This is a genomic window from Demequina phytophila (assembly GCF_000971135.1).
Taxonomy (GTDB): domain Bacteria; phylum Actinomycetota; class Actinomycetes; order Actinomycetales; family Demequinaceae; genus Demequina; species Demequina phytophila.
The window spans coordinates 18,967-45,316 of sequence record NZ_BBLW01000010.1 but is presented as its reverse complement, the minus strand read 5'-3'; the positions used below and the strand labels follow the sequence as shown (position 1 = coordinate 45,316).

Sequence of the window (26,350 nt, the reverse complement as noted above, 5' to 3'; positions counted from 1 at the left end):
CCCCGATGAACCCCTGGCCCGCGAGCGCCCGCCTCTGGTGGGCGCTCGCGGGCGTGCCCGTGGCGTTCCTCGGGCTGTTCTTCCTGTGGCCTGCCGGCACCGTGATCGCCCGCGGCCTCCTCGAGGGCGGCGATCTCGCCGGCGCGCTCGACGTGCTCGCCTCCGAGCGCACGCTGCGCGCGATCGCCACCACCGTGGTGCTCGCGCTGGCCGGCACGGCGGGCTCGCTCGCGCTCGGCATCCCCGCCGCGTGGGCGCTGTCACGATTCGAGTGGCGGGGACGCCGCGCGATGCGGGCGCTCGTCACGGTGCCGTTCGTGCTGCCGACCATCGTGGTCGCCGCCGCGTTCTCCGCGCTGTTCTCCGCCTCGGGCGTGCTGGGCTTCCTGGGCCTCGACCAGTCGATGGCGGCGATCATCCTCGCGCTCGTGTTCTTCAACGTCTCGGTGGTGGTGCGCATCGTGGGCGGCGCGTGGGAGTCGCTGTCGCCGCGCATGGCCGATGCGGCGCGCACCCTGGGTGCCTCGCCCGCCCGTGCCTTCGCCCGGGTGACGCTGCCCGCGCTCAAGCCCGCCATCGCATCGTCCGCCGCGGTGGTCATGCTGTTCTGCTCGACGTCCTTCGCGCTGGTCCTGATCCTGGGCGGGTCCCGCATCCGCACCGTGGAGACCGAGATCTACGTGCAGGTGAACCAGTTCCTCGACCTCCGCGCGGCGGCGGTGCTCGCGCTGGTGCAGGTGGTGTTCGTCGGGATCGCCCTGTGGGTGAGCGCGCGGGCACGGTCGCCGCGCCCGCCGGCCGCCGTGGAGACGATGCGCCGGCCCGGTTCGCGGGAACGGGCGGGGATCGCGGCGGCGCTCGCTCCCGCCGTGGTGCTGCTGGTGCTGCCGGCGCTCGCGCTGATCGAACGGTCGCTCCGCGTGACCGGCGGCTACGGCCTCGACCACTATGCGGCGCTGTTCGGGGAGCCGCCGATGCGGTCGACGCTGTCCGCACCCGTGTGGGAGGCGATGGTGACGTCGCTGGTGACGGCGGCGGTGGCAACGGTGTTCGCGGGCGTGGTCGGGATCGTGACCGCGCAGCTGGTCGCGCGCCCGTCGCGACGTGCCTCGTGGCTGGAGTCGCTCGTGATGCTCCCGCTCGGGGTGTCCGCGGTGGTGGTGGGCCTGGGCGTGCTGCTCACGCTCAACCGCTCGGTGCTGGGGGTCGACCTGCGCGGGTCGTGGTGGCTGGTGCCCATCGCGCAGGCGGTGGTCGCGCTGCCGCTCATGGTGCGCGCGCTGGTCCCCGCGGCGCGAGCGATCGACCCGCGGCTGCGCGCCGCCGCCGCGACGCTGGGCGCCTCCCCGTGGCGGGCGCTGTGGCGGGTCGACGCGCCGCTCCTGCGCTCCGCGGTCGGAGCCTCCCTCGCGTTCGCCTTCGCGATCGCGATGGGCGAGTTCGGCGCCACCGCATTCGTCGCTCGACCCGACTCGCCCACCCTGCCGACCGCCATCGCGCGCCTGCTGTCGCGGCCGGGCATCGACAATGTGGGCATGGCCTTCGCCGCATCCGTCCTGCTCGCCGCCGTGACGGCGGCCGTCATGCTCGCGTCCGAGCGGCTGCGGACCACCGTGGGGGCCGAGATATGAGCGGGCTACGGGTGGACGATGCACGCGTCACCTACCCCGGCACGCCTCCGGTCGAGGCGGTGCGGGGCGTGTCCCTCGCGGTCGCGGCTGGGGAGATCGTCGCGCTGCTCGGGCCGTCGGGCTGCGGCAAGTCGTCGCTGCTGTCCGCCGTGGTGGGGGTGACCCCGCTCGCGGGCGGGACGGTCGCGTGGGACGGTGAGGACCTCGCGCGCGTGCCCGTGCACAGGCGCGGGTTCGGGCTGGTCTTCCAGGACGGCCAGCTGTTCCCCCACCTCACGGTGGGCGCGAACGTCGCGTTCGGGCTCGAGATGGCGGGCGTGCCGCGAGGGTCCCGGGAGTCACGGGTCGCGGAGCTGCTCGCGATGGTCGGGCTCGAGGGCCTTGGCGGCCGGTCGGTGACGGAGCTGAGCGGCGGGCAGCGGCAACGCGTGGCGTTGGCGCGGTCGCTCGCCTCTCGACCTCGGCTGCTCGCGCTCGACGAGCCCCTCTCCTCCCTCGACGCGGACCTGCGCGGTCGCCTCGCGGTCGAGGTGCGGGACCTGCTGCGTGCGACCGGCACCACCGGGCTCCTGGTCACGCACGATCCGGCCGAGGCGTCCGTGATGGCGGACCGGGTGCTGCGCATGGAGGACGGGCTCCTGGTCTAGGCACTTGGCTGGGCCCCGGGCCAGGCCGCTGACCAGCTCCCCCGACCGGTCTCCGCACGCATTCTGCAACCGCACGTGTCCTGGTCGGGCGATGCGACGCGAGCTGCATGTCGATCCGGGCTGATCCGGGATTCCGTGTGGAACCTGGCAGCCGGGGTGCCCCGGCGACGCGTGAACTCCGCGGCGCGAGAGAATCTCCCCATGCCCCACGAGCTCGACAATCCCGCCTTCCACGCGCTGTCCGGGGCGCACCGTCCCCTCGGGATCCGACGCGGCGAGGCCGCGCGGTACCGCCGTACGGTCGCCCCCTTCGCCGCCTTGCCGCCTCAGCCGACGGCGCAGGACTGGGCCGACCTCGCCGCCGTCACCGGCCAGGACGAGGTCGTGCTGTTCGGCCTACCGGTCGAGGTCGCGGACGGCTGGGAGGAGCTCGGCCGCTTCGACGTGGTGCAGATGACCGCGCCCGACGGCTTCGGGCGCACCCACCCGGACGTGGTCCGCCTCACCGCCGAGGACGCGCCCGCGATGGTCGACCTGGTGGCGGAGGCGCAGCCCGGCCCCTTCTCCTCCGAGACCCACCTCACCGGCGCCTACTACGGGATCAAGGAGGACGGCCGCCTGATCGCGATGGCCGGCGAGCGGCTCACCACACCCGGCTGGACCGAGATCAGCGCGGTGGGCACGCGCGAGACGCATCGCGGTCGCGGCCTCGCAACCCGCCTGATGGAGGCGGTCGCGCACGGCATCCACGCTGCCGGTCGCCGACCGTTCCTCCACACCGGCGCGGGCAACACGACGGCGATCCGGCTGTACGAGCACCTGGGCTTCACGCGCCGCGATACCGCCAACGTGGTGCAGCGGGTGCGGGTCGCCGGTTGAGCGCGGCGCCCGTCAGCAGTCGCAGGCGATGCGCGCGCCCGCGGCGGGCAGCGGCGAGGTGAGCGGGTCCACCGGGTAGGTGGCGTCGACGCGCTCGCCGTCGGCCGCGATCGCGTCGACGGGCAGGCCCTCGCGCGCCCAGTACTCGAAACCGCCGATCATCTCCTTCACCTCGTACCCGAGGTCGGTGATGATGAGCCCCGCGCGCGTCGCCCCGTTGCAGCCCGGACCCCAGCAGTAGACGACGAACCTGGTGCCCGGCGGGTACTCCGCGGGGATGCGCGCGGGCATGTCCGGCTTGGGCAGGTGGACCGCACCGCGCGCGTGGCCCTGGTCCCACGCCTCCAGGCTGCGCGTGTCGATCAGCACGAACCCCGGGTCGCCGCCCTCGAGTGCCGCATGCACGTCCGAGACGTCCGTCTCGAACGCGAGCTTGGCGGCGAAGTGGGCGCGGGCGGCGGCGAGTTCCATGCGGCGAGCGTAGGGACGATGCGCGGGTCCAGTCGAGATCCCGGCGGCACCTCCTGAGAACTTGAGCAGAGTTCGCTCAACTTTGGCCGGCTCGGCTTGACACGCCTCGGGCCGCGACATAAGTTGAGTCTCAGTCGCTCAACTACTGGAGGAAGAAGCAGACATGGCACGTGCAGTTGGCATCGACCTCGGCACCACGAACTCGGTGGTGTCGGTCCTGGAGGGTGGCGAGCCCACCGTCATCGCGAACGCCGAGGGCGCCCGCACCACCCCGTCCGTCGTGGCCTTCTCGAAGACCGGCGAGGTCCTCGTCGGCGAGATCGCGAAGCGTCAGGCCGTCACCAACGTCGATCGCACCATCGCGTCGGTCAAGCGCCACATGGGCACCGACTGGTCGAAGGAGATCGACGACAAGAAGTACACGCCGCAGGAGATCTCGGCCCGCATCCTGGGCAAGCTCAAGCGCGACGCCGAGGAGTACCTGGGCGAGAAGGTGACCGACGCGGTCGTCACCGTCCCCGCGTACTTCAACGACCACGAGCGTCAGGCCACCAAGGAGGCCGGTGAGATCGCGGGCCTCAACGTCCTGCGCATCGTCAACGAGCCCACCGCGGCGGCCCTCGCGTACGGCCTCGACAAGGGCAAGGAGGACGAGCACATCCTCGTCTTCGACCTCGGCGGCGGCACGTTCGACGTGTCCCTCCTCGAGGTGGGCAAGGACGAGGACGACTTCTCGACCATCCAGGTCAAGGCCACCGCGGGCGACAACCGCCTCGGCGGCGACGACTGGGACCAGCGCATCGTCGACCACCTCGTCAAGGAGGTCAAGAACACCGAGGGCGTGGACCTGTCGAAGGACCGCTCCGCCCTCCAGCGCCTCCGCGAGGCCGCCGAGCAGGCGAAGAAGGAGCTGAGCTCCGCGCAGCAGACCACCATCTCGCTGCAGTACCTGAGCATCGGCGAGAACGGCCCCGTGCACCTCGACACCAAGCTCACCCGCGCGCAGTTCCAGCAGATGACGTCGGACCTGCTCGATCGCACCAAGGCGCCGTTCCACCAGGTCATCAAGGACGCCGGCATCAAGCTCTCGGACATCGACCACGTGCTGCTCGTCGGCGGCTCGACGCGCATGCCGGCAGTCGCCGACGTGGTGCGCGAGCTCACCGGCGGCAAGGAGCCCAACAAGGGCGTCAACCCGGACGAGGTCGTCGCCGTCGGCGCGGCGCTCCAGGCGGGCGTCATCAAGGGCGAGCGCAAGGACGTCCTGCTGATCGACGTCACGCCGCTGAGCCTGGGCATCGAGACCAAGGGCGGCGTCATGACCACCCTGATCGAGCGCAACACCGCGATCCCGACCAAGTCGTCGGAGGTCTTCTCGACCGCCGAGGACAACCAGCCGTCCGTGCTGATCCAGGTCTACCAGGGCGAGCGCCAGTTCGCTCGCGACAACAAGCTCCTCGGCACGTTCGAGCTGTCGGGCATCGCGCCGGCCCCGCGCGGCGTCCCGCAGATCGAGGTCACCTTCGACATCGACGCGAACGGCATCGTCCACGTCCACGCGAAGGACCGCGGCACCGGCAAGGAGCAGTCCATCACCGTGTCCGGTGGCTCGGCCCTCTCGAAGGAGGACATCGAGCGCATGGTCAAGGACGCCGAGGAGCACGCGGAGGAGGACAAGAAGCGTCGCGAGGAGGCCGAGACCCGCAACAACGCCGAGACCTTCGCGTACTCGACCGAGAAGATCCTCTCCGAGAACGAGGACAAGGTCCCCGCCGAGGTGACCGAGGACGTCAAGTCCGCGATCGCCGACGTGAAGACCGCTCTCGAGGGCGACGACGTCGAGGACATCAAGGCCAAGCACGAGACCCTGGTCGAGAAGGCTCAGAAGATCGGCGAGGCCGTCTACGCGTCGCAGCAGGCCGAGGCCGCTGCCGGTGAGGGCGCCTCGGAGCAGGCCGCGTCGGACGACGACGTGGTCGACGCCGAGATCGTCGACGACGAGGACGACAAGAAGTAACGGCACGACGGCGGGCGTGCGGAGCGGGGTCGCTGGACTTCGCACCGCCGCCCGCCGTCTCCGCTTGGAGGAGACCATGACCGAGAACCAGAACCCCACACCGGACCAGCCGCAGGACGACGCGATGGCCCAGGCCGAGCGCATCCTCAACGACGCGGCGGCGGACATCGAGGCGGACGAGGAGGGCGCGGACACCGCGCTCGACCAGGCCGAGCTGAAGGCCGCCGAGCACCTCGCGGACCTCCAGCGCCTGCAGGCGGAGTACGTCAACTACCGCAAGCGCGTCGACCGCGACCGCGAGCTGATCGGCACCAACGCGACTGCGAAGGCGATCGAGGCGCTCATCCCCGCGCTCGACGACATCGCGGCGGCGCGCGAGCACGGCGACCTCACGGACGGCCCCTTCGCGGCCATCGCGGCGAAGCTCGAGGCCGCGCTCGGCGGCCTCGGCTGGTCGGCGTACGGCGCCGCGGGCGACGTGTTCGACCCGCAGCTCCACGAGGCGCTGATGTCGCAGCCCAGCACCGAGGTGACGGAGCCCACCGTCCAGCACGTCGCCCAGCCGGGCCACAAGGTCGGCGAGCGTGTGCTCCGCCCGGCGCGCGTGATCGTCGCGCAGCCCGAGTAGGGACGGAGGGAGACGCCATGGCCAGCCAGGACTGGTTCAACAAGGACTTCTACAAGGCGCTGGGCGTCTCCAAGGACGCCACCCAGGACGAGGTCAAGAAGGCGTACCGCCGCCTCGCCCGCGACCTGCACCCGGACCGCAACCCGGGCGACGCGACCGCCGAGCAGCGGTTCAAGGACGTGGGCGAGGCATACGCGGTCCTCTCGAACGAGGACGACCGCCGCCAGTACGACCAGATCCGCGCCATGGGCGGCGGCGCCCGCTTCCAGGCCGGCGGCCCCGGCGGAACGGGCAACTTCGAGGACATGTTCGGCGGCATGTTCGGCGGAGGCGGCGGCAACGTGCGCTTCCAGACCGGCGGCGGCGGCTTCGAGGACATCCTCGGCGGCATGTTCGGCGGCGGCGGATTCAACCGGGGACCTCAGAAGGGCGGCGACATCGCCGCGGCGACCGAGGTGTCGTTCCGCGACGCCGCCTCCGGCGCGACCGTGACGCTCGGCATGGACGGAGGACGCATCACGACGCGCCTTCCGGTCGGCGTCAGGGACGGCCAGCGGATCCGCGTGCCCGGCAAGGGGCGGCCCGGCAGCAACGGGGGCCCCGCAGGAGACCTCATGCTCACCGTGCACGTGCAGCCGCACCCGGTGTTCACCACCGACGGGCTCAACCTGCGGATGAAGCTGCCGGTGCGGTTCGACGAGGCGGCGCTGGGCGCCCAGGTCGAGGTGCCGACCCTGGCCGGCGAGCACGTGAAGGTCAAGGTGCCGCAGGGCACCCAGTCCGGCACCACGCTGCGCGTCAAGGGTCGCGGCCTCACCTCGAAGAAGGGCACGGGCGACCTGCTCGTGACGGTCGAGGTGGCGGTGCCGCACAAGCTGTCGCGCCACGCCAAGAAGGCGGTGGAGGCCCTCGCGGAGGAGCTCGGCGACCAGGACCCCCGTGAGCATCTCTACAAGGACGCCGCGCGGTAGGTCTCGCACCAGGGAGATTGCTCGCCCGCTAGCGTGGGCGCAAGGGAGGTGGATCATGGAGCAGCCAGACGTCGACGAGCCGGTGTTCCTCATCTCCGCTGCCGCGGAGCTCGCCGGCATGCACGCGCAGACGCTCCGGCAGTACGACCGGCTGGGCCTGGTGGTCCCCCGACGCCGCCCCGGAGGCGGACGTCGCTACTCGCTGCGCGACGTCGCGACGCTGCGCGAGATCCAGCGCATGAGCCAGGACGAGGGGATCAACCTCGCCGGCATCAAGCGGATCCTGCACCTGTCGCACGAGGTGCAGCGTCTCGAGCGCGAGGTCGAGCGCCTGCGCCCGCGCGCCGACACCGGCTCGCGCATCTTCACGACGGGCCCCACGGGCAATGTCGTGATCGTCGAGCGCGGGCGCCGCGTCCGCCGCGACGAGGGTCGCGCCGTGGTCGTGTGGACCGGGATCGGCGAGTAGCGGAGCCGCTAGCTCGCGACGTCCAGGCTGGCGCGCGCCAGCTCGTGGTCGATCACCACCGAGACCTCCGAGGCGTCGAACGCCGCGATGTCCGCCGTCGCGTAGGCCTGGCGCAGGAGCTCGACCGCGACGTGGCCGTGGGTGAAGGCCCACAGCCGGGTCGCGGAGTCGTGCCAGGCGGTCGGATCCGCGTCGGCGCTGTCGAGGGCGGACGCCACGCGCGCGCGGTGCGCGTAGAAGGTCTCCCACGTGCGCTCGCGCGTGCTCTCCGAGGGCTCGTAGCCGGCGATCGCGGGCGAGAACATGGTCTGGAACTGCGCGGGCGAGGCGAAGGCCCAACCCTGGTACGCCTCCGCGGTCGCCACGAGACCGTCGCGGCCGCCACCGGTGGCGTCCCACGCCGCCGCGAGCGCCTGGTCCAGCGCGTCGAAGCCCGACTCGACCACCGCGTCGATCAGCCCCGACTTGCCGCTGAAGTGGGTGTAGACGCCCATGGTCGAGCATCCCGCGGCCTTCGCCACGGCACGCACCGTGAGGGCGCTCGCGCCCTGCTCCGCGATGATCGTGAGAGCGCTCCCAAGCAGGCGGGCGCGAAGGTCGGAGGCAGGGGCTTCAAGCATGGGTTAAATGATAAGTGAACGGCGTACATTCGCTGACCCTCAAACCGAACCGGGCGCCTCGGCGACCGCCGTGCTGCCGGTCCCCGCGCATCGTCCCTCAGTGGATGCGCGGGGACCGGACAGACGCGACGAGGGGCCGGCACCGCCCTCAGCTCGGTACCGGCCCCTCGTCTCCCCCTCAGCGGTGGAGCGAATCCACCAGCTCGACCGCGTACTCGTGGAGGTCCGGAAGGGACTCGATCCACACGCGCGGTGGCTGCCGCATGAGGTTGCCGACGCGCATCTGCACGGCACGTCGGGAGATGTGATCGCGAAGCTCGGCGACGCCGCGACCCATGTCGGGTCCGCGCTCGACGAGCACCGCGTACAGGCCATCGGCGAGACGGGCCATCGGGTGCCCCTTGCCGTAGGCATCGCGCAACGACTGACCGATCGCCGCGTTCCTGGCCATCCGCTGCCACGGGTCGGTGTCCGCCGCAGCGACGTCGACCAGGACCAGCGCGTACGCGCCGCTCACGGTCATGCCGTCACGCTCGGCGGTGCCGTAGACCTCGCCCAGGCGGGCCACCAGGTAGTCGTTGCTGCCCAGCCCCGACTCCGGGTCGTTCATCACGGGCTCGACCCGTGCTGCGGCGTCGCCCTCGGTCCAGCCCTCGCACAGCGCCCGGATGGAGCGGATCGGAGCCGCCTCGTAGCCGGCCGCACGGAACAGGACCGCCATGTCGTCGATCGCCTCGGTGATCCCGACGCCGGCGAGGGCGCGGGCGTGACCCAGGCGGTAGGCCGCCGGCGAGGTGTCGAGTCGGCCCTCGAGAGCCTCCGCGAGCGCCTCGGCGGCAGGGGTGAACCAGTCGCCGGGACGGCGCCACACCGTCCCGATGCTCGCGGCCTCCCAGCGGCGCAGCAGCGGCATGGCGGGAGCTGCACCCGGGACGTTCACCTCGCTTGTCATGCCCCATGAGAGGGGGCCATGACGGTGTGATGACGCGAGTTCTGAAAGTTTTTTTCTTGAGTCCCGATCCGCGAAGTGTGACAAACCCCTCACGGTGCTTGAACGCCCCCTATGCACCAGGAAGAATGCCCCTACTGATCCGGCTACAGGAGTGAGCACGGAATGTCGCAGGAGGCGCTGTCGCTCTGGACGGAGACGTCCAGCGACCCAGAGCTGATCGCCGGCGTACGCGCGGGCGACCCGGCGGCCTTCGGCGTGCTCTACGAGCGCCATGCGGACGCGGCGCGCAAGGTCGCGTTCCAGTACACGAACACGGCGGCGGACGCCGAGGACGTGGTCTCCGAGGCGTTCTCGAGGATCCTCCGCGCACTTCAGCAGGGCGACGGCCCGGACCTCGCCTTCCGCGCATACCTGTTCACCATCGTGCGGCGCACGGGCCTCGACATCATCGAGAAGGCGAACCGCGCGCGCCCGCGCGACGACATGTCGCCGTTCGAATCCGCGATCGGCTACGAGGCGGGCTCGGACGAGCCCGCTCTCGAGTCCTTCGAGCAGTCGATGGTCGCGGACGCGTTCCGCTCGCTCCCCGAGCGCTGGCGCGCCGTCCTCTGGTACACCGAGATCGAGAAGAAGAGCCCCAAGGAGATCGCTCCGCTCCTGGGCCTCTCCGCCAACGGCGTGGCCGCGCTCGCGTACCGCGCCCGCGAGGCTCTGCGCCAGGCGTACCTCCAGCAGCACCTCAACGTCGCGGACACCGTGAACTGCCTCGAGGCGAACGCGCAGCTCGGCTCCTACGTACGGGGCGGCCTCAGCAAGCGCGAGCACTCGCGCGTCGATGAGCACGTCCGCAACTGCGACAAGTGTGCTGCGCTGGTGGCCGAGCTTGAGGACGTCAACCGCGGACTCCGGGCCGTCGTCGCTCCCCTGTTCCTCGGCCTGCTCGGCGTCAAGGCCCTCGAGGGCGGGCTTCCTGTCGGCGGCGCGCTCGGCGAGGGCGCCGCCGCGGCCTCGTCCTCCGCGAGCGCCGTCAGTGCAGCGAGCGGCGCCTCGGCCGCGAGCAGCGTGAGCGGCGGTGCGGCCGCGGGCGGCTTCGCCGCGTTCGCGAACGCCATCGCCGCGATCGCACTGCCCGCCGCCGCCACCATCGGCGTGGTGTCGCTCATCGCGACCGGTGCGAGCGTGTTCGGGATCATCGGTGAGACCTCACCCGGCGACGCGGGCGCACAGCCCGCCGCCATCGACGCCACGGGCGATGAGGACGATGCCGCGGTCGGCGGAGCGACCACGTCACCGAGCCCGTCGGACCCGTCCGACGACGTACCCGGCGACGAGACGACCGAGATTCCCGCCGACGATGCCTCCGACGGACCGACCGATGAGGTCAGCGGCGTGCCCGGGTTCGTGCCCGTGGTGACGGATGCGCCCGGCACCGACGACGGAAGCACCCCTGGCGTCGACGACCCGAACACCAGCGGCGGTGGCGACAACGGCGGCGGTGACAACGGCGGTGGCGACAACGGCGGCGGTGACAACGGCGGTGGCGACAACGGCGGTGGCGACAACGGCGGTGGCGACAACGGCGGCGGTGACAACGGCGGCGGTGACAACGGCGGTGGCGACAACGGCGGTGGCGACAACGGCGGCGGTGACAACGGCGGCGGTGACAACGGCGGCGGTGACAACGGCGGCGGCGACAACGGCGGCGGTGACAACGGCGGCGGCGACAACGGCGGCGGCGACAACGGCGGCGGCGACAACGGCGGCGGCGACAACGGCGGCGGCGACCCCACCCCACGCACGGCCCTCTCGATTGCGGCGCCCCCGCTCAACTTCCTCTCGATCTCGCGCACCGCGCCCGCGGTGTCGCTCGACCTCAGCAACGGCGGCGAGGACGCGGCCGCGGACGTGACCGCGAGCATCGTCCTGCCTGAGGGCCTCACCTTCTCCGCGCCGGCCGGTGGCGGCGGCGGCTCCACCCCGGTGAGCACGGACGCTCTCGAGTCGTACCTGGAGTTCGCGTTCGCATCCGCCGTGACCGTGGGCGACTGGACCTGCGAGGTCTCGGATGACCGCCGCGAGGTGGAGTGCACGCTCGACTCGCTTGGCGCGGGCGCGGCGACCGCGATCAACATCGACCTCAGCGCGATCACCGCGGCTCAGGAGCTCGCAGACGACGCGGTGACGGTGTTCAGCGCGTCCTCCGGGGACGACGCCGTGACGTTCAGCGTGCGCACCGCCCTCGAGCCGGTGGACGACCCGGACCTCGACCCCGATTGGGAGGGCACCGGCCGGGTGGCCGCGACCGTGGTCGGCTCGCCGCTGCTCGGGTGCGACCTGGCGGTGCGGGAGTGCCAGCAGGTGATGTCCTTCACCGGCTCCGACGCCAACGACCGCTACGACAACGACACCCAGGTGATGCGCCCGCTCAACCTCGCGGGCGGTGTGACCAGCTCCTCGGAGACCGTCCTGGGCACCGACCTCATGCCCGAGGGATCGAAGGTGCTGAGCGCCACCCTCACATGGTCGGCGAACCGCTCCTTCCTCAACGGCTGGACCGGCGACCTCGCCGACGCCCGCCTCCGGGCGCCTGGCGGCGAGTACGTCGACGTCACCGCGGACGACGTCGAGACCAGCACCGACCTGGGCTACCTCTACTACCAGGCGACGGCCGACATCACCGACGTGGTCGCGGCGGGTGGGAACGGCGGCTACGCCCTCGCCGACATCGCCCTCCCGCGCAACTACTGGTCGCTCGGGGGCAACTACTACGCCGGCTTCGCGATCACGATCGTGTACGAGAACGAGGACCTGCCGCAGTCCTCGATCGTGGTGCTTGACGGCAGCCACTGGCTCTACGACTCTCAGGCCGACATCCCGTTCCACACGGACGGTGGCGCGCGCGTCACTCTCGGCATGGTCGCCTTCGAGGGCGACCGTGGCAAGCACGACAACCGCATCTCCATCGACGGCGACACGCTCAACCCGAACGGCTGGAACGGCAAGAACGTGGTGGGCGCCAACTCCGGCAACGCCGCGGACTCCACGGCGTTCGGGTCCGCGTTCGGCAACAGCCTCGGCACCGACGCGAAGCTCTTCAAGCCCAAGAAGGTGGGGGCGGGCGACCACACGGTGCAGCTCTCCAGCGGCACCGAGGACGCGTTCCTGCTGAGCTCGCTCGTGCTCACGATCACGCCCGACAAGTAGTCGCGGCAAGCACGCTCCGGCACGCGGGGTCAACGCGTGGGGTCGGGGCTCCAGTCCATGTCGAGCTGGTGCGCCGTGCGCGCGGCCAGTTCGGGAGAGGCGATCCGGGCCACCAGGTGCAGCGCAAGGTGGATGCCCGAGGTGAGCCCGCCGCTGGTGAGGACCCGGCCGTTGTCGACCCACCGCACACCCGCGATCACGGAGCCCACCTCGCCGCAGGCCGCCAGGTCCCCGAGGTCCTCGAAGTGGGTGGTGGCGGGCGCATCGTCCAGCAGGCCCGCACGTGCGAGCAGGAAGGCGCCGGTGCAGACGGAGGAGACCATCCCGGTGCGCCTCGACAGCCGCTCGATCGTCTCGATGAGCACGCCGTCTCCGACCGCGCACGCGACGTCGATGGTGCCGGGGACCAGCAGGATGTCGCACGCGTCGATCGTGTCGGAGTCCGCCAGGCGGGTGAGCGTCATGCCGCCGTACGCGGCGATGTCGCCGCCGCCCGGCGTCGCCAGCGTCACCTCGAACTCAGGGGCCCGCCCCTCGCGCTGGAGCAGGCGCGAGGCGGTGAGGAACACCTCGTAGGGTCCGCCGGCGTCGATGAGATCGAAGCCGTCGTAGAGGAGTATCAGCGCACGCGTGGCCATACCCTCACCGTAGCGAGGACGATGCGGCGGTCGCCCGCGGCGGGGCCGTGATCAGACGATGACGGTCGCCTGGACGCGCGGCCGCACCACGAGCCAGAAGATCACGTTGGCGGCCACGAGGCAGGCCACCATGACGATCGCCATCGACATGACGGACACTCCCATCGCCCCCACGATCGGCGACACGACGCCGGCGATGCCGAAGTTGAGCGCGCCGATGAGGGAAGCCGCGGTGCCCGCCTCCGCGCCGTGGTTGGCGAGCGCGGTGATCTGCACGGTCGGCATGATGATGCCGACGGAGGCGACCACGAAGAACAGCGGCACGAGCACGCCGACGAGGCCCAGGTCGAGAAGGTCGCCGCCGATGAGGAGCACCGCGCCGGTGAGCATGATCGCCAGGCCCGCGGTCGCGACCGCGCGCGGCGCGAGCACGCGCATCAGGCGCGCCGAGGCCTGGTTGGCGATGACGAGGCCGATCGAGTTCATGCCGAAGACCAGGCCGTACTCCTGGGCGCTGAGACCGAAGATGTCCTGCAGCACGAACGACGAGGCGGACAGGTAGGCGAACAGCGCCGAGAAGGTGAGCGCGCCCACGAGCGCGATGCCGACGAACGACGCGTCGCCGAGCAGGTGTGCGTAGCGGGCGCGGGTGGCGCTGAGCGACGTGGCGCCACGGCGCTCGGCCGGCATCGTCTCCTTGATGACGCCGCCGACGACGAGCACCACCGCGGTGCCGTACAGCGCGAGCGCGACGAACAGGCCGCGCCAGTCGACGAAGTTGAGGAGCTGCGAGCCGATCACCGGCGCGATCACGGGCGCGAGCCCGGTCACGAGCGCCATGCGCGCGAGCATGCGGATGAGCGCCTGGCCTGCGAAGAGGTCGCGCACCATGGCCATCGCGACCACGGCGCCACCGGCGGCGCCGATGCCCTGGAGCACGCGTCCGGCCATGACCCACTCGACGGTGGGCGCGAACACGACGGCGACCGACGCGAGGATGTGCAGCACCGTGGCGGCGATCAGCGGGCGCTTGCGGCCGAGCGAGTCGCTCAGCGGGCCCACCACGAGCTGGCCGAGCGCGAAGCCGATGGTGGTCGCGGTGAGCGTGAGCTGGATCGCTGCGTCGGAGGCCTGGAGGTCGGCGGCGACGGTGGGGAACGCCGGCAGGTACATGTCGACCGTGAAGGGCCCGAGTGCCACCAGCGCGCCGAGCACCACCACGTAGAGCAGCTTCTGGCGGCGCGCCATCGCGAGCCCGGGGCTCGGGGCGATGACCGGCTTGGTGTCGACGGGGGCGCTCACGTGGTGACCTGCATTCTGTGAAGGCGCGCGCGAGGGCGCGCAAGGGGGGTGGGGGGTGCTCACGACGAGACGCCCGGCGCTGAGCGATCGCTCAGCGCCGGGCGTCTCGTGTGTCTACAGCAATGGTAACCGCTGCTGGACAGGTGTCTATAGCGGCGTTCTGTGAGTTCCTACTGCTTCTTGGTCGCTTGGGCGTTGACCTCGTACGAGGTGTTGGTGGCCTCGAAGAAGTTCACCAGCTGGAGGGTGTCGTTGGCGGTCGCCATCCACTTCGCCGGGTTCGACACGTTGTAGTGCGGGTCGAAGCCGAGCTCCTCGAGCCGCCGGTCGGCGAGGTACTTGACGTACTGGTTCACGTAGTCGGCGTTGAGCCCCAGGATGCCCTTGGGAAGCAGGTCGCGGTTGTACTGCTCCTCCATCGCGACCGCGTTGAGGATCATCTGACGGATCTCCTCCGCGAAGTCGGGGTCCTGCAGGTCCTCGTTCTCCTCGAGCACGGTGAGGATGAGGTTGATGCCGAACTGCAGGTGGAGCGACTCGTCGCGGATGATCCAGTCCATGAGGGAGCCGAAGTTGCGAAGCAGGTTCCGCTGGCGGAAGCTCAGCGCCACCATGAAGCCGGAGTAGAACCAGATGCCCTCGAGGATGATGTTGTACGCCACGAGGTTGCGGATGAAGTCCTTCTTGCCCTCGGTGGTGGCGATGTCGAGGGTCTCCTCCGTCATGCGACGGATGAACCTCACCTCGAACTCCTCCTTGGCGGCCATGGACGGCACCGTGACGTGGGACTCGTAGGCGGCCTCCCTGTCGATCGGGAACGTCTCGAGGACGTACTCGAACGACATGCAGTGGTTGGCCTCCTCCCACATCTGCTTCGCGAGGTACAGGTGGCCCTCGGGAGCGTTGATGTAGGGGTAGACGCCGAACGCGAGCGCCTTGTTCACCAGCAGCTCGTTGGGGTTGAAGTACGACATCAGGTACGTGATGGCGTGCTTCTCCTCGTCGGTCATCTTCCTGAAGTCCGCGAGGTCCTCGCCGAGTTGGATCTCGTTGGGGAACCAGGTGTTGGCGACGGCCTGGTTGTACAGGTCGTAGGCCCAGGGGTAGGTGATCGGCTTGAGCAGGAGGCCGTCCTGCACGCCGCTTCCGAGAATGCCCATCGTTGAGAGATCTCCTCTTGCTACGCGCTTACTGGCAGGACTCGCACTGGAGCCGCTCCATCGGGTCGACCGGGCAGGCGACGCCGCCCACCATCTCGGTGTCGCCGTCGATGCTCTCCAGGACGTTGAGAAGCGGCGCTCCGGCCGGTGCGGCCGCGGCCGCCTCGAACACCGCCGACGCCGGGGCATCCGCGGTCTCGGGCAGGGACGCCGGCGGCACCTCGGGCTGCTGCTGGGGCGCGGCCGCGAACGCGGTGGCCGCGACCTGCGACAGCACCGAACCGGGCGCGGCGACCGCACCGATGGTCGGGTGACCGGCCGGCGCGGGTGACGCCTGAACCTCGGGGACCGTCGCGATCGGTGTGGTGTCCGCCGCCGGCTCGGGCTTCTTGACGGAGCCGAAGCCGCGCGTGACGGGCTTGGGCTCCGCAGGGGGCGCCGACTGGGCGACCGGGGCGGCCGGGGCGACCGGGGCGACCGGGGCGACCGGGGCATCGTCCCCCGGCACCGCCGTGACCGCGGCCTTGGCAGCACCGAACCCGCGGCGTGCCGGGCCGAATCCCTTGCGGGCCGGTCCCGTGGACCCGCCGCCGGCCGGGCGGCCGGCCGCGTTGCCCGTGGTGTTGATCTTCTCCGTCTTGTTGACGCGCACGGTCGACTGCTCTGCGGTGTGGCGTGGCTTCATGTGGAGGTAGTACGTGGTCTTGACGCCTCGCTTCCATGCCGCGGCGTAGAGCTCCATCATGCCGTCGACGTCGCGGTCCTCGAGGTAGATGTTCCGGCTGATCGCCTGGTCGATCCACTTCTGGGCGCGCGCCGCGACCTCGATGAAGGCGTACGGCGACAGCTGGAACGAGGTCTTGTAGACGTCCTTGAGGTGCTGAGGCACCTCGTCGATCTGGGACAGATCGCCTTGGACCTCGAGCAGGCGGTCGCGGACGGCCTCCCACAGGCCCAGGTCCTGCAGGTCCTTCACCAGGTTGCGGTTGACCTCGAGGAACTTGCCCGAGCTGGTCGCGCGGGAGAAGATCTGCGAGAACTGCGGGTCGAAGCCGGGGGTGACGCCCGCGACGAGGCCGATCGACGCGGTGGGGGCCACGGCCATGAGGGTGGCGTTGCGGATGCCGCCGCGCACCTTCTCGCGCAGCGTGTCCCAGTCCTGACGGGTGGTGCGGTCGACCTCGATCGGAACTCCTCGGTCCGCCTCGGTCTCCGCGATGGTGTCGAACGGCACCTTGCCCTCAGACCAGCCGGAGCCGGCGAAGTTGCTGTACGAGCCGCGCTCGCGGGCGAGGTCCGCGGACGCGTCGATCGCGTGGAAGGACACGAACTCGACGATCTCGTCGATGAGCTCGTACGCCTCCTCCGACTCGTACGCGAGGCCCAGGCGCTCGGTGATGTCGGTGAAGCCCATCACACCGAGGCCGATCGCGCGGTTCTCACGGTTGGCGAACTCCGACTCGGGCACCGAGGACAGCGTGATGTCGACCAGGTTGTCGAGCTGGCGCACCGCGAGGCGCACCGAGTCCTTCATGCGGTCCCAGTCGATCCTGCCGTCGACGAGGTGCTGCGGAAGGTTGACCGACGCCAGGTTGCACACTGCGATGTTGTCGCGGTCCTGCGGGAGGCAGATCTCGGTGCAGAGGTTCGACAGGTGGATGGTGCCCGTGTTGGTGTTGAGCGCGCGGTTGTTGATGGTGTCCTTCCACGTGAGCCACGGGTGCGACGTGGTCTGCAGCATGATGAGGATCGACTTGTACTGCTCGCGCGCCTTCATCTTCTTGAAGCTGCGCATGCGGCCCGCCTCGGCCAGCGCGACGTACTCGGCGTAGCGCGCGGAGAACGCGGAGCCCGTGAGCTCGACCAGATCGGGGGTCTCGGCCGGGTCGAACAGGTACCAGTCGGCGTCCGCCTCGACGCGCTTCATGAACTCGTCGGAGATCCACACGGCCGTGTTGGCGGTGCGGGTGCGGCGGTACGGGTCGCCCGAGTTCTGGCGCAGGTCGAGGAACTGGTGGAAGTCGAGGTGCCAGTTCTCCATGTAGAAGCACAGGGCGCCGAACTTCTTGCCGCCACGGCTGACCGCACGCAGCGTCGAGTCGATGGTGTGCATGAACGGGATCGGGCCCGTCGACGTGGTGTTGTTGGAGCGGATGGGCGAGCCCTCGGAGCGCAGCTTGGTGACCGACAGGCCGATGCCGCCGGTGCCCTTGGTGAGCCACATGACGTCGCGCACCGACTTGGCGATGTGCTCGATGTCGTCCTCCATCTGCATGACGAAGCAGTTGGAGAGCTGCGGGTAGGACGTGCCGGCGTTCACCAGCGTCGAGCCGGCGGGGAGGTAGTCGAGGTGCGAGATCTTCTCGTAGAACTCGAGCGCCTTCTCCGTGGGGTTCGCCTCGTTCAGCGCGAGGCCCATGGAGACGCGCATCCAGAAGTACTGGGGCACCTCGAGCGCCTTGCCGTGGCGGTCGGTGATCATGTAGCGGTTCCGCATGGTGACGGTGCCGATGTACTTCATGAGGTCGTCGCGCGTGTGGTCGAGCGCGGCCGCGAGGGCGTCGAGGTCGAACAGCTCCGTCAGGCGCGTGTCGAGCAGGCCATCCTCGACGGCGTCGCGGATGTAGCCGGGGAAGCGCGCCTGGTGGAGCAACGCGAGCTCGAGCTCGGTGTCGTAGCCGCCGAGCACGCGCTTGTAGATCACCTTGCGCAGCAGCCGCGAGGCGACGATGTCGAACTGAGGGTCGTCCTTGACGTTCTGCACGGCGACGCCGATCGCGGCCTCGTCGAGCTGCTCGGTGGTGATGCCGTCGAACAGCGTGATCGCGAGCTCCGTCGCGATCTGGGTGGTCATCGAGATCTGGTCGGGCAGGCCCTCGGCGGCGCGCTCGATGGCCTTGTTGATGCGGTCCGCGTTGTACGGCTCGCGCGTGCCGTCGCGCTTGGTGACCTGGATTCCGGTAGCGACGACGGGGACGGCGCCGGTGCCGCCCGTCAGGGCTCCCGTGGTGTTCTCGGTGATCGTCACGATGCTCCCCTCGATGGACTCCGGACGGGCCTCGTGGGGGACCCCGCCGGACGGTCATACGTGGCGCTCGGGTGGCGGCGGATTCCGGGAAGATCCACCCGCGTCGTCGCTCGAGGCGCCCCTCGAACATAACGCCGAATTACACCCGTGTGCAACAAGATATTGGGGCGTTTTATTGCGTTGTCCCCTACATCTTGTGGTTCTGTGGAGAACCTTGTGTAAAGCCTGTGGACTCCCCGGCGTGTCGTGTGGACGACGGGCCGCAGCCTGTTGAACACTGTGGGACCGCCGGCTCGGACCACTCTTCGAGGGTCTCACCGGGGTCTGACAGCCACTCCGCGCTGCGTGCGGGCGGGCGCGCCGAGGCGACCGGGATCCACACGCGCACGGCGCCATGCACCGACTGCGCCGCAACTCGCGTCGCATCGCCCGCCAAGCGGGGGCGTAGTTGCAGAAACTGTGTGGGGACCGGCTCGCGCCGCGCCCGTACGGACCGGCGCGATGGCGCCGCCCGAGGCCTACAGGTCGACGATCCCGTACAAGCGGTCGCCCGCGTCGCCCAGGCCCGGGACGATGTAGCCGTTCTCGTTGAGCCTCTCGTCGACCTGCGCGACCACCACGGACACGTCGGCGCGGTCGCCCACCTTCTCCTGGACGTGCGCGATGCCCTCGGGCGCGGCGAGCAGGCAGACGCAGGTGACGTCGGTCGCGCCGCGCTCGAGCACGTACTCGATGGCCGCCACCAGCGACCCGCCGGTCGCAAGCATCGGGTCGATGAGGAACACCTGGCGCCCCGTGAGGTCCTCGGGCAGCCGGTTCGCGTAGGTGATCGCCTCGAGCGTCTCCTCGTCGCGCTTGAGGCCCAGGAAGCCCACCTCGGCGCTCGGCAGCAGGCGGGTCATGCCGTCCAGCATGCCCAGGCCCGCACGCAGGATCGGCACGATGATGGGCGCCGGATCCGCGATCTTGGTGCCCGTCGCCTTGACCAACGGCGTCTCGACCTCGCACTCGACCACGCGCACCTCGCGCGTCGCCTCGTAGGCGAGCAGCGTCACGAGCTCGTCCACCAGCAGGCGGAACGTGGGCGACGGGGTGCGCTTGTCGCGCAGCACGGTGACCTTGTGACGGATGAGCGGGTGGTCCGCGACGTGCAGATGCATGGGTCGAGCCTAACGCGCGACGGGCACGGATACCCGGGACGATGCGCCGGTAGCCTGGCCTCGTGACAGGCCGCTGGGACGATGCGATGGGACGGGCGCTCGCGCAGGCCCGCCTGGCGGGCGGGGCCGGGGACGTGCCGGTCGGCGCGGTGGTCCTGTCCCCCGACGGCGACGTCCTCGGCGAGGGCCGGAACCTGCGCGAGGTCGACGGCGACCCCAGCGCCCACGCCGAGATCGTCGCGATCCGGGCCGCCGCATCGTCCCTCGGGACCTGGCGTCTCGACGGCTGCACCCTGGTGGTCACGCTCGAGCCGTGCCTCATGTGCGCGGGCGCCATGCTGCAGGCGCGGATCCCTCGTCTCGTGCTGGGCGCATGGGACGCGAAGGCGGGCGCGACCGGCTCGCAGTGGGACGTGGTGCGCGACGCGCGGATCGGCTCGAAGGTGGAGGTGGTGTCCGGCGTGCGCGGCCATGAGTGCGCGGCGGTGCTCACCGAGTTCTTCGAGGCGCGGCGCTAGATGACGGAGGAGGCGCGGCGGCGCGACGTGTGGCGCGACGGCATGCGGCGCGCGGTGGTGAGCCTGGGCACCATCGTCCCCGCGAAGGAGCCGCGCTGGCCCATCGCGCTCCAGGCCGCGATCGTCATGACCGTGCCGATCGTGACCGGCATCGCGGCAGGCCGGATGGACCTGGGCCTGATCGCGGCGACCGGAGCGTTCACCGTCCCCTACTTCGCGGCGCTCCCGCGCCTCGAGCGGCTGCGCCTGCGCCCGCTCGCAGGCCTGGTGCTGGTCCTGACCAGCGTGCTCGGCGCCTTCCTCGCGTCGTACCCGTGGCTGTCCGCGATCGGGCTCATCGGCGTCACGGTCGCGATCGGCATCGCGGTGCACGGCTACCGGCTGGGCCCGCCGGGCCCGCTGTTCCCCATCCTCGTCTACGGCATGTCGGGCCACGCCGTGAACGGCGGGGTGCCGCCCGCCACCCTCGTGCTGACGGTCGCCGCGGGCTGCGCATGGGCGGTGGTCGCGAGCATCGCGCCGCTGGTGAGGCGCGTGCATTGGCAGGTGAAGCCCCGCCCGCTGTCCGTGCTGCTGGCCCGGCCCGATTGGGATCGCGGCGCCAAGGAGCTGGTGTGGCGCACCGCGATCGTCGCGGTGCTCGGCACCGCCCTGAGCCTCCTCTACGTCGATCCCGACCGCGCATACTGGACGGTCGCCGCCGGCGTCGTGGTGATCGGCGTGGTGCCCGGGCGCGGTCCAGCGCTCACGCGGGGCCTCCACCGCGCCGTGGGCACGGTCGCGGGCGTGGGCGTGTACCTCGCGATCGCCTACTCCGGCATGCCGCCGCTCGCGCTCGCCCTCACGCTCGGGGCGCTGCAGTTCGTCACCGAGCTCGCGATCTCCCGCCACTACGCGATCGCCGTCACCGCGGTCACGCCCATGGCCCTCGTCATCGTGACCGCGAGCGCCGGGGAGCTGGGCGACCTGGGCGTGACCGGCGAGAGGATCCTCGACACGCTCCTGGGCGCCGGGCTCGCGGTGGCGACCGCCCTGCTGCACGCGCCGGCGCCGCCCGATCCCGCCGGCCGGCACGCCCCGCCCCATCGGGCCGATTAGGTTTTTCGGTTCACCTACCGGTAATCTCTTCCGCGGTGACGTGTCCGAGCGGCCGAAGGTGCAGCACTCGAAATGCTGTGTACGGTAACCCCGTACCGTGGGTTCAAATCCCACCGTCACCGCCGTTGAGGAAGCCCTCCCCGAGAGTCTCGGGGAGGGCTTCCTCGTGTCCCCGGGTACGCTCCGAAGTATCGGCGATGCGGAGGGAAGCAGGCATGACGGACGGCAGCTCGACGGTCCCGCTGCGCTCACGGCTCAACACCTCGCTCGAGCTCACCGCCACCGGCCTGGGCGCCGTCGCCTTCACGCTGGTGGCCGCGGTGGCCCTCGCGGTGTTCGGCTTCGACGACGCACCGATCTCGGGGCCGGACTCGGTGGGCCAGTACGCCGCCATCGCCTCGGCCGTCGCGGCCGCGCTCGCGTTCGCGGGCGGCAGGTACGTTCTCCATCTGCGGGGGCGCCCACGGATCTCCGGCACCCTGGATGTCCTCGACGTCGTGGCGCTCGCGCTCGCGCACGGCGTCATCGCCCTGCTCAGCTGGACCCTCGTCTCGGTCATCCTCTCGGACGCCTTCATCGACGCGACGGTGTACTGGCTCCCGATCCTCGCCCTCAGCGGAGCGACCGCGGCCGTGTCCGCCTACGTCGCCTTCCTGTCCGCGGCGCACATGAACCCGGAGATCCTCGCGATCGTGCTCGCCGTGTTCCTGGTCGAGGGCATCCTCGCGAGCGCGATCACGGCGAGCGACCCCGAGTGGTGGCGCGAGAACCTCAGCTCGCTCGGCATCACGAGCGACATCTCGTCGCTGGCGTTCAACCTCACGCTGATCATCGCCGGGTTCCTGGTGACGGTGCTCGCGCGTGCCGCCACCCGCGACGTCCCGACCGCCACCGAGCACGGTCGCAGCCGGGTGCGGCTCACGCTCGTGATCGTCGGCGTCTTTCTCGGCTGCGTGGGGATCTTCCACGTCGACACCCGCTTCTGGATCCACACCGGCGTCGCGAGCGGCATGGCGGTGGCGTTCGGCGTGCTGACCGTGCGGTTGCGCGCGTGGGTGCCGGGGATCTCGCGCGCGTTCCTCCCGGTGGGCTGGGCGTTCATCGCGGTGATCGTGGTGCTGGCCGTGTTCTTCGCGGTGGGCTTCTACACGCTCACCGCCGTCGAGCTGGTCGCCGGCGTCCTGGTGTTCACGTGGATCATCCTGTTCCAGCGCAACGTCGGCGCGCTGCTCGCCGACACCGCCGGCGCCGAGGCCTCGTAGGCTGGGAACCCCACCCCCGCATCGTCCCCAGGAGGCAACGTGGCTGGCCACCGGATCTTCGGCATGACCTTCGCCAGCATCTACCCGCTGTACGTGACCAAGGTGGAGCGGAAGGGCCACACCACCGAGGAGCTCGACACGGTCCTCACGTGGCTGACCGGCTACGACGAGGCCGGCATCCACGAGGCGATCGCGGACGAGCGCACGCTTGAGGAGTTCTTCGCGCAGGCGCCGGCCATGAACGCGCACACGGACCTCATCACCGGCGTGATCTGCGGCGTGCGCGTCGAGGAGATCGAGGACCCGCTCATGCAGCAGATCCGCTGGATGGACAAGCTGGTCGACGAGGTGGCGCGCGGCAAGAGGATGACGTCCATCCTTCGCGCACCGGTCGGGTAGGCACGGCACACCGTGGCGATCATCCGCCTGGACCACGTCAACATCAACGTCGAGGACCTCGACGCCGCGATCGTGTTCTTCGAGCGGCTCGGCATGACGCTCGAGGGCCGCCAGACCGTCGAGGGCGAGTGGGTCGACCGCGTGGTCGGCCTCGACGGCACCGTCAGCGAGATCGCGGTGCTGGTCACCCCCGACGGCCACGGCCGCGTCGAGCTGGCGCGCTTCCACACCCCGGAGCCGCTCCGACCGCACCCCCACCCGGCACCTCCGCATACCCTCGGCTACACGAACATGATGTTCGCGGTGGACGACGTCGACGCCGCGGTCGCGGACCTCGCGGAGCTGGGCGCGACGGTGGTGCGCGAGGTGGTCACCTACGGCGACTCCTACCGGCTGTGCTACCTCCACGGCCCCGAGGGGATCATCGTCGCCCTGGCGCAGCCGCTGCAGGAGTAGAAGCCTTCACACCAGGCACTATTCCTTTATGTCCGGTTCCGCTAGCCTGTCGCCATCGACGCATCGGGGAGGGTGCTGGGGCGCGAGGCGGAGCTCGAGGCTCTCCACGCGCTGCTGACCCGCGCCCGCAACGCGGACGGCGCCGCGCTGGTGGTGCACGGCGAGCCGGGCATGGGGAAGACCACCCTCCTCGAGGCGGCGCTCGCTGACCCGCGCGGCCTGCGGGTGGTGCGCGCGGCCGGATACGCCGCGGAGAGCACCCTGCCCTACGGCGGGCTCCAGCGGCTCGCCGCACCGCTCGGCCACCTGGTGGACCACCTTCCGCCGGCGCAGCGGGACGCGCTGCGCGTCGCGGCGGGCGTGGAGGCGGGCCCGCCACCCGAGCGGGCGCTGGTGGGCCTGGGCATGCTGTCGCTGCTCGCGGCGGCCGGCGACGAGGCGCCCACGGTCGCGGTGGTCGACGACGCGCACCGGCTGGATCGCGAGTCGCTCGCGGTGCTCGGGTTCGTCGCCCGGCGTCTCGCGGCGGAGTCGGTCGCGCTGATCCTCGCGACGCGACCGGGCCAGGAGACGATGCGCGCGCTGGCAGGCGTGCCCGACCTCGCCCTCGCCGGGCTCGCCGAGGCGCATGCCGCGGCACTGCTGGCACGCGGCATCGGCGGCGAGATCGACCCGTCGGTGGCCGCCGGGATCATCGCCACGACGGGAGGCAACCCGCTTGCGCTCACCGACCTGGGAACCCGGTGGAGCGCCGAGGAGCTCACCGCCGCGACGCTCGGCCATGCCCCCCTGCCGGTGGGCGAGAGGCTCGAGGCGCACTACTCCCGCGCCGCCGGCGCGCTGCCGGCGGAGGCGCGCGCGTGGCTGGTGATCGCGGCCGCCGAGACCACCGGCGACGTCGCCGCGATCGGCGGGGCGGCGGCGGCGCTCGGCCTCCCCACCGGCGCGTCGTCCCCCGCGGAGCTCGCGGGCCTGGTCGAGGTGCGCGACGCGGTGCGCTTCCGCCATCCGCTGGTCCGCTCCGCGGTGTACGCGGGCGCCACGGACGCCGAGCGCCGCACGGCGCACCACGCGCTGCGCGCCGAGGCGGCGTCGCAGGGCCGCCCGGAGATCGCCGCCTGGCACGGGTCCGCGGCGTGCGTCGGGACGGACGGTGCGCTGGCCGACGAGCTCGAGCACGTCGCCGACCTCGCGGGCGCGCGCGGCGGCCTCACGTCGCGCGCCCACCTGCTCACCCGCTCCGCCGAGCTGTCGCCGGATCCTCGCGACCACGCACGCCGCCTGGTGATCGCGGCGCAGGCGGCGATCGGCGCGGGAGCGGGACTGCTGACCAGGCAGCTGCTCGCGCGCGTGGACGTCGACGCGCTCGATCCGCACACGCGCGGCCTCATGCGCATGACCGACGCCGCATGCACCGCCTTCCTCACCGACGTGCCCCGCATGCCGTCCGTGGTCGCCACCTACGTGGGCGCGGCGGATGACTTCGCGGAACGCTCCGCCGCGCTCGAGCAGGGCTCGCTGCTGCTCGCGCTCAACTCCGCGCTCAGCACCGAGGACGGCGCCGCGGGCTGGCCGCTGCCGGCGCTCGCCTCCCGCATGCGCGCCGCCGCCGCGACCCCCGGCACCGTCGCGTCCGCGTTGGAGGCGGCCGCGTCGCTCGCGCTCGACGACTACGAGACGGCGGCGCCCCGGCTTCGCGCGGTTCTGACCCAGATCGAGACGATGCCCGACGCGGACGTGGCAGGCTTCGCGTTCTACGTGGTGGTCCCCGCGGTGGGTCTGTGCGACTTCGACGCCGCGGCCGCGCTCATGAGACGCATCGCACGCGCGTGCCGGGCTCGGGGCGACCTGCGCAGCGTGGACGGGATGCTGTGGGTCCTCAGCGCGCTCGAGCTGTCGCGGAACAACCCCCGGCTCGCAGCCGAGTACATGGCGCAGTCTCAGGAGCTGCGGCAGTCCCTGGGATACGCCGACGAGCAGACGGTGAACGCCGCGCTGCTCATCTGGCAAGGCGCGCCTCCCGAGGCCGCGGAGCAGCTGGAGCAGGGGATGCGTGCGGCGAGCCTGGGCGGTGTCGCACGGATGGCCGCCGGGGCGCGGGCCATCCGCGAGATCGCCGCGGGCGACTACGCGGTCGCGTACGGGCGCCTGGCCGACCTGGTCTCGCACCCCTACCTCCAGGCCAGCCACCACCACGTCCCCGAGATGGTCGAGGCCGCGGTGCGATGCGGCGAGCTCACCGCGGCACGCGGCGCCGCCGGGTGGCTCGCCCGGATCGCCGACGCCGCGGGCGGCGACTGGATCCGCGCGATGGCGCTGCGCGCGGAGGCGCTGCTCGCCGACGACGCGCACGCCGAGGCCCGTCACCGGGCCTCGCTCGCGCTGCTGACCTCGGAAGGGCACCGCGGCGACCGCGCGCGCGGCGAGCTGCTCTACGGCGAGTGGCTGCGACGCATGCGCCGTCGCGCCGACGCCCGCGACCAGCTCCGGCTCGCCCTCGACGGCTTCGAGTCGGTCGACTCCCACGCGTTCGCCGCGCGGGCGCGCCGCGAGCTCGCCGCGCTCGGCGAGACGGTGGACGCCGGCGAGCGCCGGGACCGCGGCCCGCTGAGCGCGCAGGAGGCCGCCATCGCGCGCATGGCGGCGGGCGGCGCCACCAACGCGGACATCGGCGCGGCGCTGTTCATCAGCGCCAACACGGTCGACTATCACCTGCGCAAGGTGTTCAGGAAGCTGGGCGTCACGTCGCGCCGGCAGCTCGCCGAGCACCTGCCCGCCGCGCCCCGGGACTCCCGCGCGTAGTCCGCCCGCGCATCGTCCCCCCGAGGACCACGCGCGGC

Annotated in this window: 22 protein-coding genes and 1 tRNA gene; 15 read left to right on the top strand and 8 right to left on the bottom strand. The window is 71.4% G+C overall.

Translation table 11 applies throughout. From position 1 onward, the window contains the following. The first annotated feature begins 5 nt into the window (after positions 1-5). The 3 genes from AOM01_RS13900 to AOM01_RS13890 all read left to right on the top strand — a co-directional run bounded on the left by AOM01_RS13900 (position 6) and on the right by AOM01_RS13890 (position 3,157). Positions 6-1,631: an ABC transporter permease gene (locus tag AOM01_RS13900; protein ID WP_062294639.1), complete on the top strand. Its 1,626-nt coding sequence runs from the start codon at positions 6-8 to the stop codon at positions 1,629-1,631. Beyond that, positions 1,628-2,278, top strand: coding sequence for an ABC transporter ATP-binding protein (locus tag AOM01_RS13895; protein ID WP_062294638.1), 651 nt, complete (start codon positions 1,628-1,630; stop codon positions 2,276-2,278). Before AOM01_RS13900 ends, AOM01_RS13895 begins: the two co-directional genes overlap by 4 nt. 201 nt (positions 2,279-2,479) lie before the next feature. Next, positions 2,480-3,157, top strand: coding sequence for a GNAT family N-acetyltransferase (locus tag AOM01_RS13890; protein WP_062294636.1), 678 nt, complete (start codon positions 2,480-2,482; stop codon positions 3,155-3,157). A 12-nt stretch (positions 3,158-3,169) separates the two neighbouring features. Here AOM01_RS13890 and AOM01_RS13885 read toward each other — a convergent pair whose 3' ends face one another. Then, positions 3,170-3,628 (bottom strand): rhodanese-like domain-containing protein, encoded by a 459-nt coding sequence (locus tag AOM01_RS13885; RefSeq protein WP_062294634.1) that lies wholly within the window; start codon positions 3,626-3,628, stop codon positions 3,170-3,172. Positions 3,629-3,791: 163 nt separating this feature from the next. Between AOM01_RS13885 and dnaK the strand changes: the two genes are divergently transcribed. The 4 genes from dnaK (at position 3,792) to AOM01_RS13865 (ending at position 7,713) form a co-directional block, all read left to right on the top strand. Continuing rightward, positions 3,792-5,645 (top strand): molecular chaperone DnaK, encoded by a 1,854-nt coding sequence (gene dnaK / locus AOM01_RS13880; protein ID WP_062294632.1) that lies wholly within the window; start codon positions 3,792-3,794, stop codon positions 5,643-5,645. Between the two features lie 76 nt (positions 5,646-5,721). Further along, positions 5,722-6,273 (top strand): nucleotide exchange factor GrpE, encoded by a 552-nt coding sequence (gene grpE, locus AOM01_RS13875; protein WP_062294630.1) that lies wholly within the window; start codon positions 5,722-5,724, stop codon positions 6,271-6,273. Positions 6,274-6,290: 17 nt separating this feature from the next. Next, a complete protein-coding gene (locus AOM01_RS13870) occupies positions 6,291-7,244 on the top strand; it encodes a DnaJ C-terminal domain-containing protein (protein ID WP_062294627.1) in 954 nt (317 codons plus the stop codon). Positions 7,245-7,299: 55 nt separating this feature from the next. Continuing rightward, positions 7,300-7,713 carry a heat shock protein transcriptional repressor HspR gene (locus AOM01_RS13865; protein WP_062294625.1) on the top strand — a complete coding sequence of 138 codons (414 nt, stop codon included), beginning with the start codon at positions 7,300-7,302 and terminating at the stop codon, positions 7,711-7,713. A gap of 8 nt (positions 7,714-7,721) precedes the next feature. Here the strand turns inward: AOM01_RS13865 and AOM01_RS13860 are convergent, their stop codons facing one another. Together AOM01_RS13860 and AOM01_RS13855 are read right to left on the bottom strand one after the other, a co-directional pair. Continuing rightward, positions 7,722-8,333, bottom strand: a complete 612-nt coding sequence (locus AOM01_RS13860) for a TetR/AcrR family transcriptional regulator (RefSeq protein WP_062294623.1) — start codon at positions 8,331-8,333, stop codon at positions 7,722-7,724. Positions 8,334-8,511: 178 nt separating this feature from the next. After that, positions 8,512-9,285 (bottom strand): hypothetical protein, encoded by a 774-nt coding sequence (locus AOM01_RS13855; RefSeq protein WP_156156003.1) that lies wholly within the window; start codon positions 9,283-9,285, stop codon positions 8,512-8,514. Positions 9,286-9,447: 162 nt separating this feature from the next. Between AOM01_RS13855 and AOM01_RS14275 the strand changes: the two genes are divergently transcribed. Next, a complete protein-coding gene (locus AOM01_RS14275; protein WP_082110279.1) occupies positions 9,448-12,489 on the top strand; it encodes a sigma-70 family RNA polymerase sigma factor in 3,042 nt (1,013 codons plus the stop codon). Between the two features lie 29 nt (positions 12,490-12,518). Here AOM01_RS14275 and AOM01_RS13845 read toward each other — a convergent pair whose 3' ends face one another. From AOM01_RS13845 to upp, 5 genes are all read right to left on the bottom strand, one after another. After that, entirely contained in the window at positions 12,519-13,127 is a 609-nt protein-coding gene (locus AOM01_RS13845) for a DJ-1/PfpI family protein (protein ID WP_062294619.1), read from the bottom strand. Positions 13,128-13,178: 51 nt separating this feature from the next. Further along, positions 13,179-14,429 (bottom strand): multidrug effflux MFS transporter, encoded by a 1,251-nt coding sequence (locus AOM01_RS13840; RefSeq protein ID WP_228374322.1) that lies wholly within the window; start codon positions 14,427-14,429, stop codon positions 13,179-13,181. A gap of 170 nt (positions 14,430-14,599) precedes the next feature. Further along, complete coding sequence (locus tag AOM01_RS13835; RefSeq protein ID WP_062294617.1) at positions 14,600-15,589, bottom strand: ribonucleotide-diphosphate reductase subunit beta; 990 nt, start codon at positions 15,587-15,589, stop codon at positions 14,600-14,602. A 28-nt stretch (positions 15,590-15,617) separates the two neighbouring features. Beyond that, a complete protein-coding gene (locus tag AOM01_RS13830) occupies positions 15,618-18,617 on the bottom strand; it encodes a ribonucleoside-diphosphate reductase subunit alpha (RefSeq protein ID WP_228374321.1) in 3,000 nt (999 codons plus the stop codon). A 518-nt stretch (positions 18,618-19,135) separates the two neighbouring features. Beyond that, positions 19,136-19,777, bottom strand: a complete 642-nt coding sequence (upp, locus tag AOM01_RS13825; RefSeq protein ID WP_062294616.1) for a uracil phosphoribosyltransferase — start codon at positions 19,775-19,777, stop codon at positions 19,136-19,138. A 62-nt stretch (positions 19,778-19,839) separates the two neighbouring features. On the opposite strand from upp, the gene AOM01_RS13820 reads away from it, so the two are divergent. From AOM01_RS13820 to AOM01_RS13790, 7 genes are all read left to right on the top strand, one after another. Beyond that, positions 19,840-20,295 carry a nucleoside deaminase gene (locus AOM01_RS13820; RefSeq protein ID WP_369401593.1) on the top strand — a complete coding sequence of 152 codons (456 nt, stop codon included), beginning with the start codon at positions 19,840-19,842 and terminating at the stop codon, positions 20,293-20,295. Beyond that, positions 20,296-21,393, top strand: coding sequence for an FUSC family protein (locus AOM01_RS13815; protein WP_062294611.1), 1,098 nt, complete (start codon positions 20,296-20,298; stop codon positions 21,391-21,393). Between the two features lie 34 nt (positions 21,394-21,427). Beyond that, a tRNA-Ser gene (locus tag AOM01_RS13810) sits at positions 21,428-21,515 on the top strand. 93 nt (positions 21,516-21,608) lie between these two features. After that, positions 21,609-22,655 (top strand): DUF998 domain-containing protein, encoded by a 1,047-nt coding sequence (locus AOM01_RS13805; RefSeq protein WP_062294609.1) that lies wholly within the window; start codon positions 21,609-21,611, stop codon positions 22,653-22,655. A gap of 63 nt (positions 22,656-22,718) precedes the next feature. Next, positions 22,719-23,054, top strand: coding sequence for a DUF2200 domain-containing protein (locus tag AOM01_RS13800; protein WP_062294667.1), 336 nt, complete (start codon positions 22,719-22,721; stop codon positions 23,052-23,054). A 12-nt stretch (positions 23,055-23,066) separates the two neighbouring features. After that, positions 23,067-23,510: a VOC family protein gene (locus AOM01_RS13795; RefSeq protein WP_062294607.1), complete on the top strand. Its 444-nt coding sequence runs from the start codon at positions 23,067-23,069 to the stop codon at positions 23,508-23,510. 72 nt (positions 23,511-23,582) lie between these two features. After that, positions 23,583-26,312 (top strand): AAA family ATPase, encoded by a 2,730-nt coding sequence (locus AOM01_RS13790; RefSeq protein WP_062294605.1) that lies wholly within the window; start codon positions 23,583-23,585, stop codon positions 26,310-26,312. The last annotated feature ends 38 nt before the right edge of the window (positions 26,313-26,350 follow it).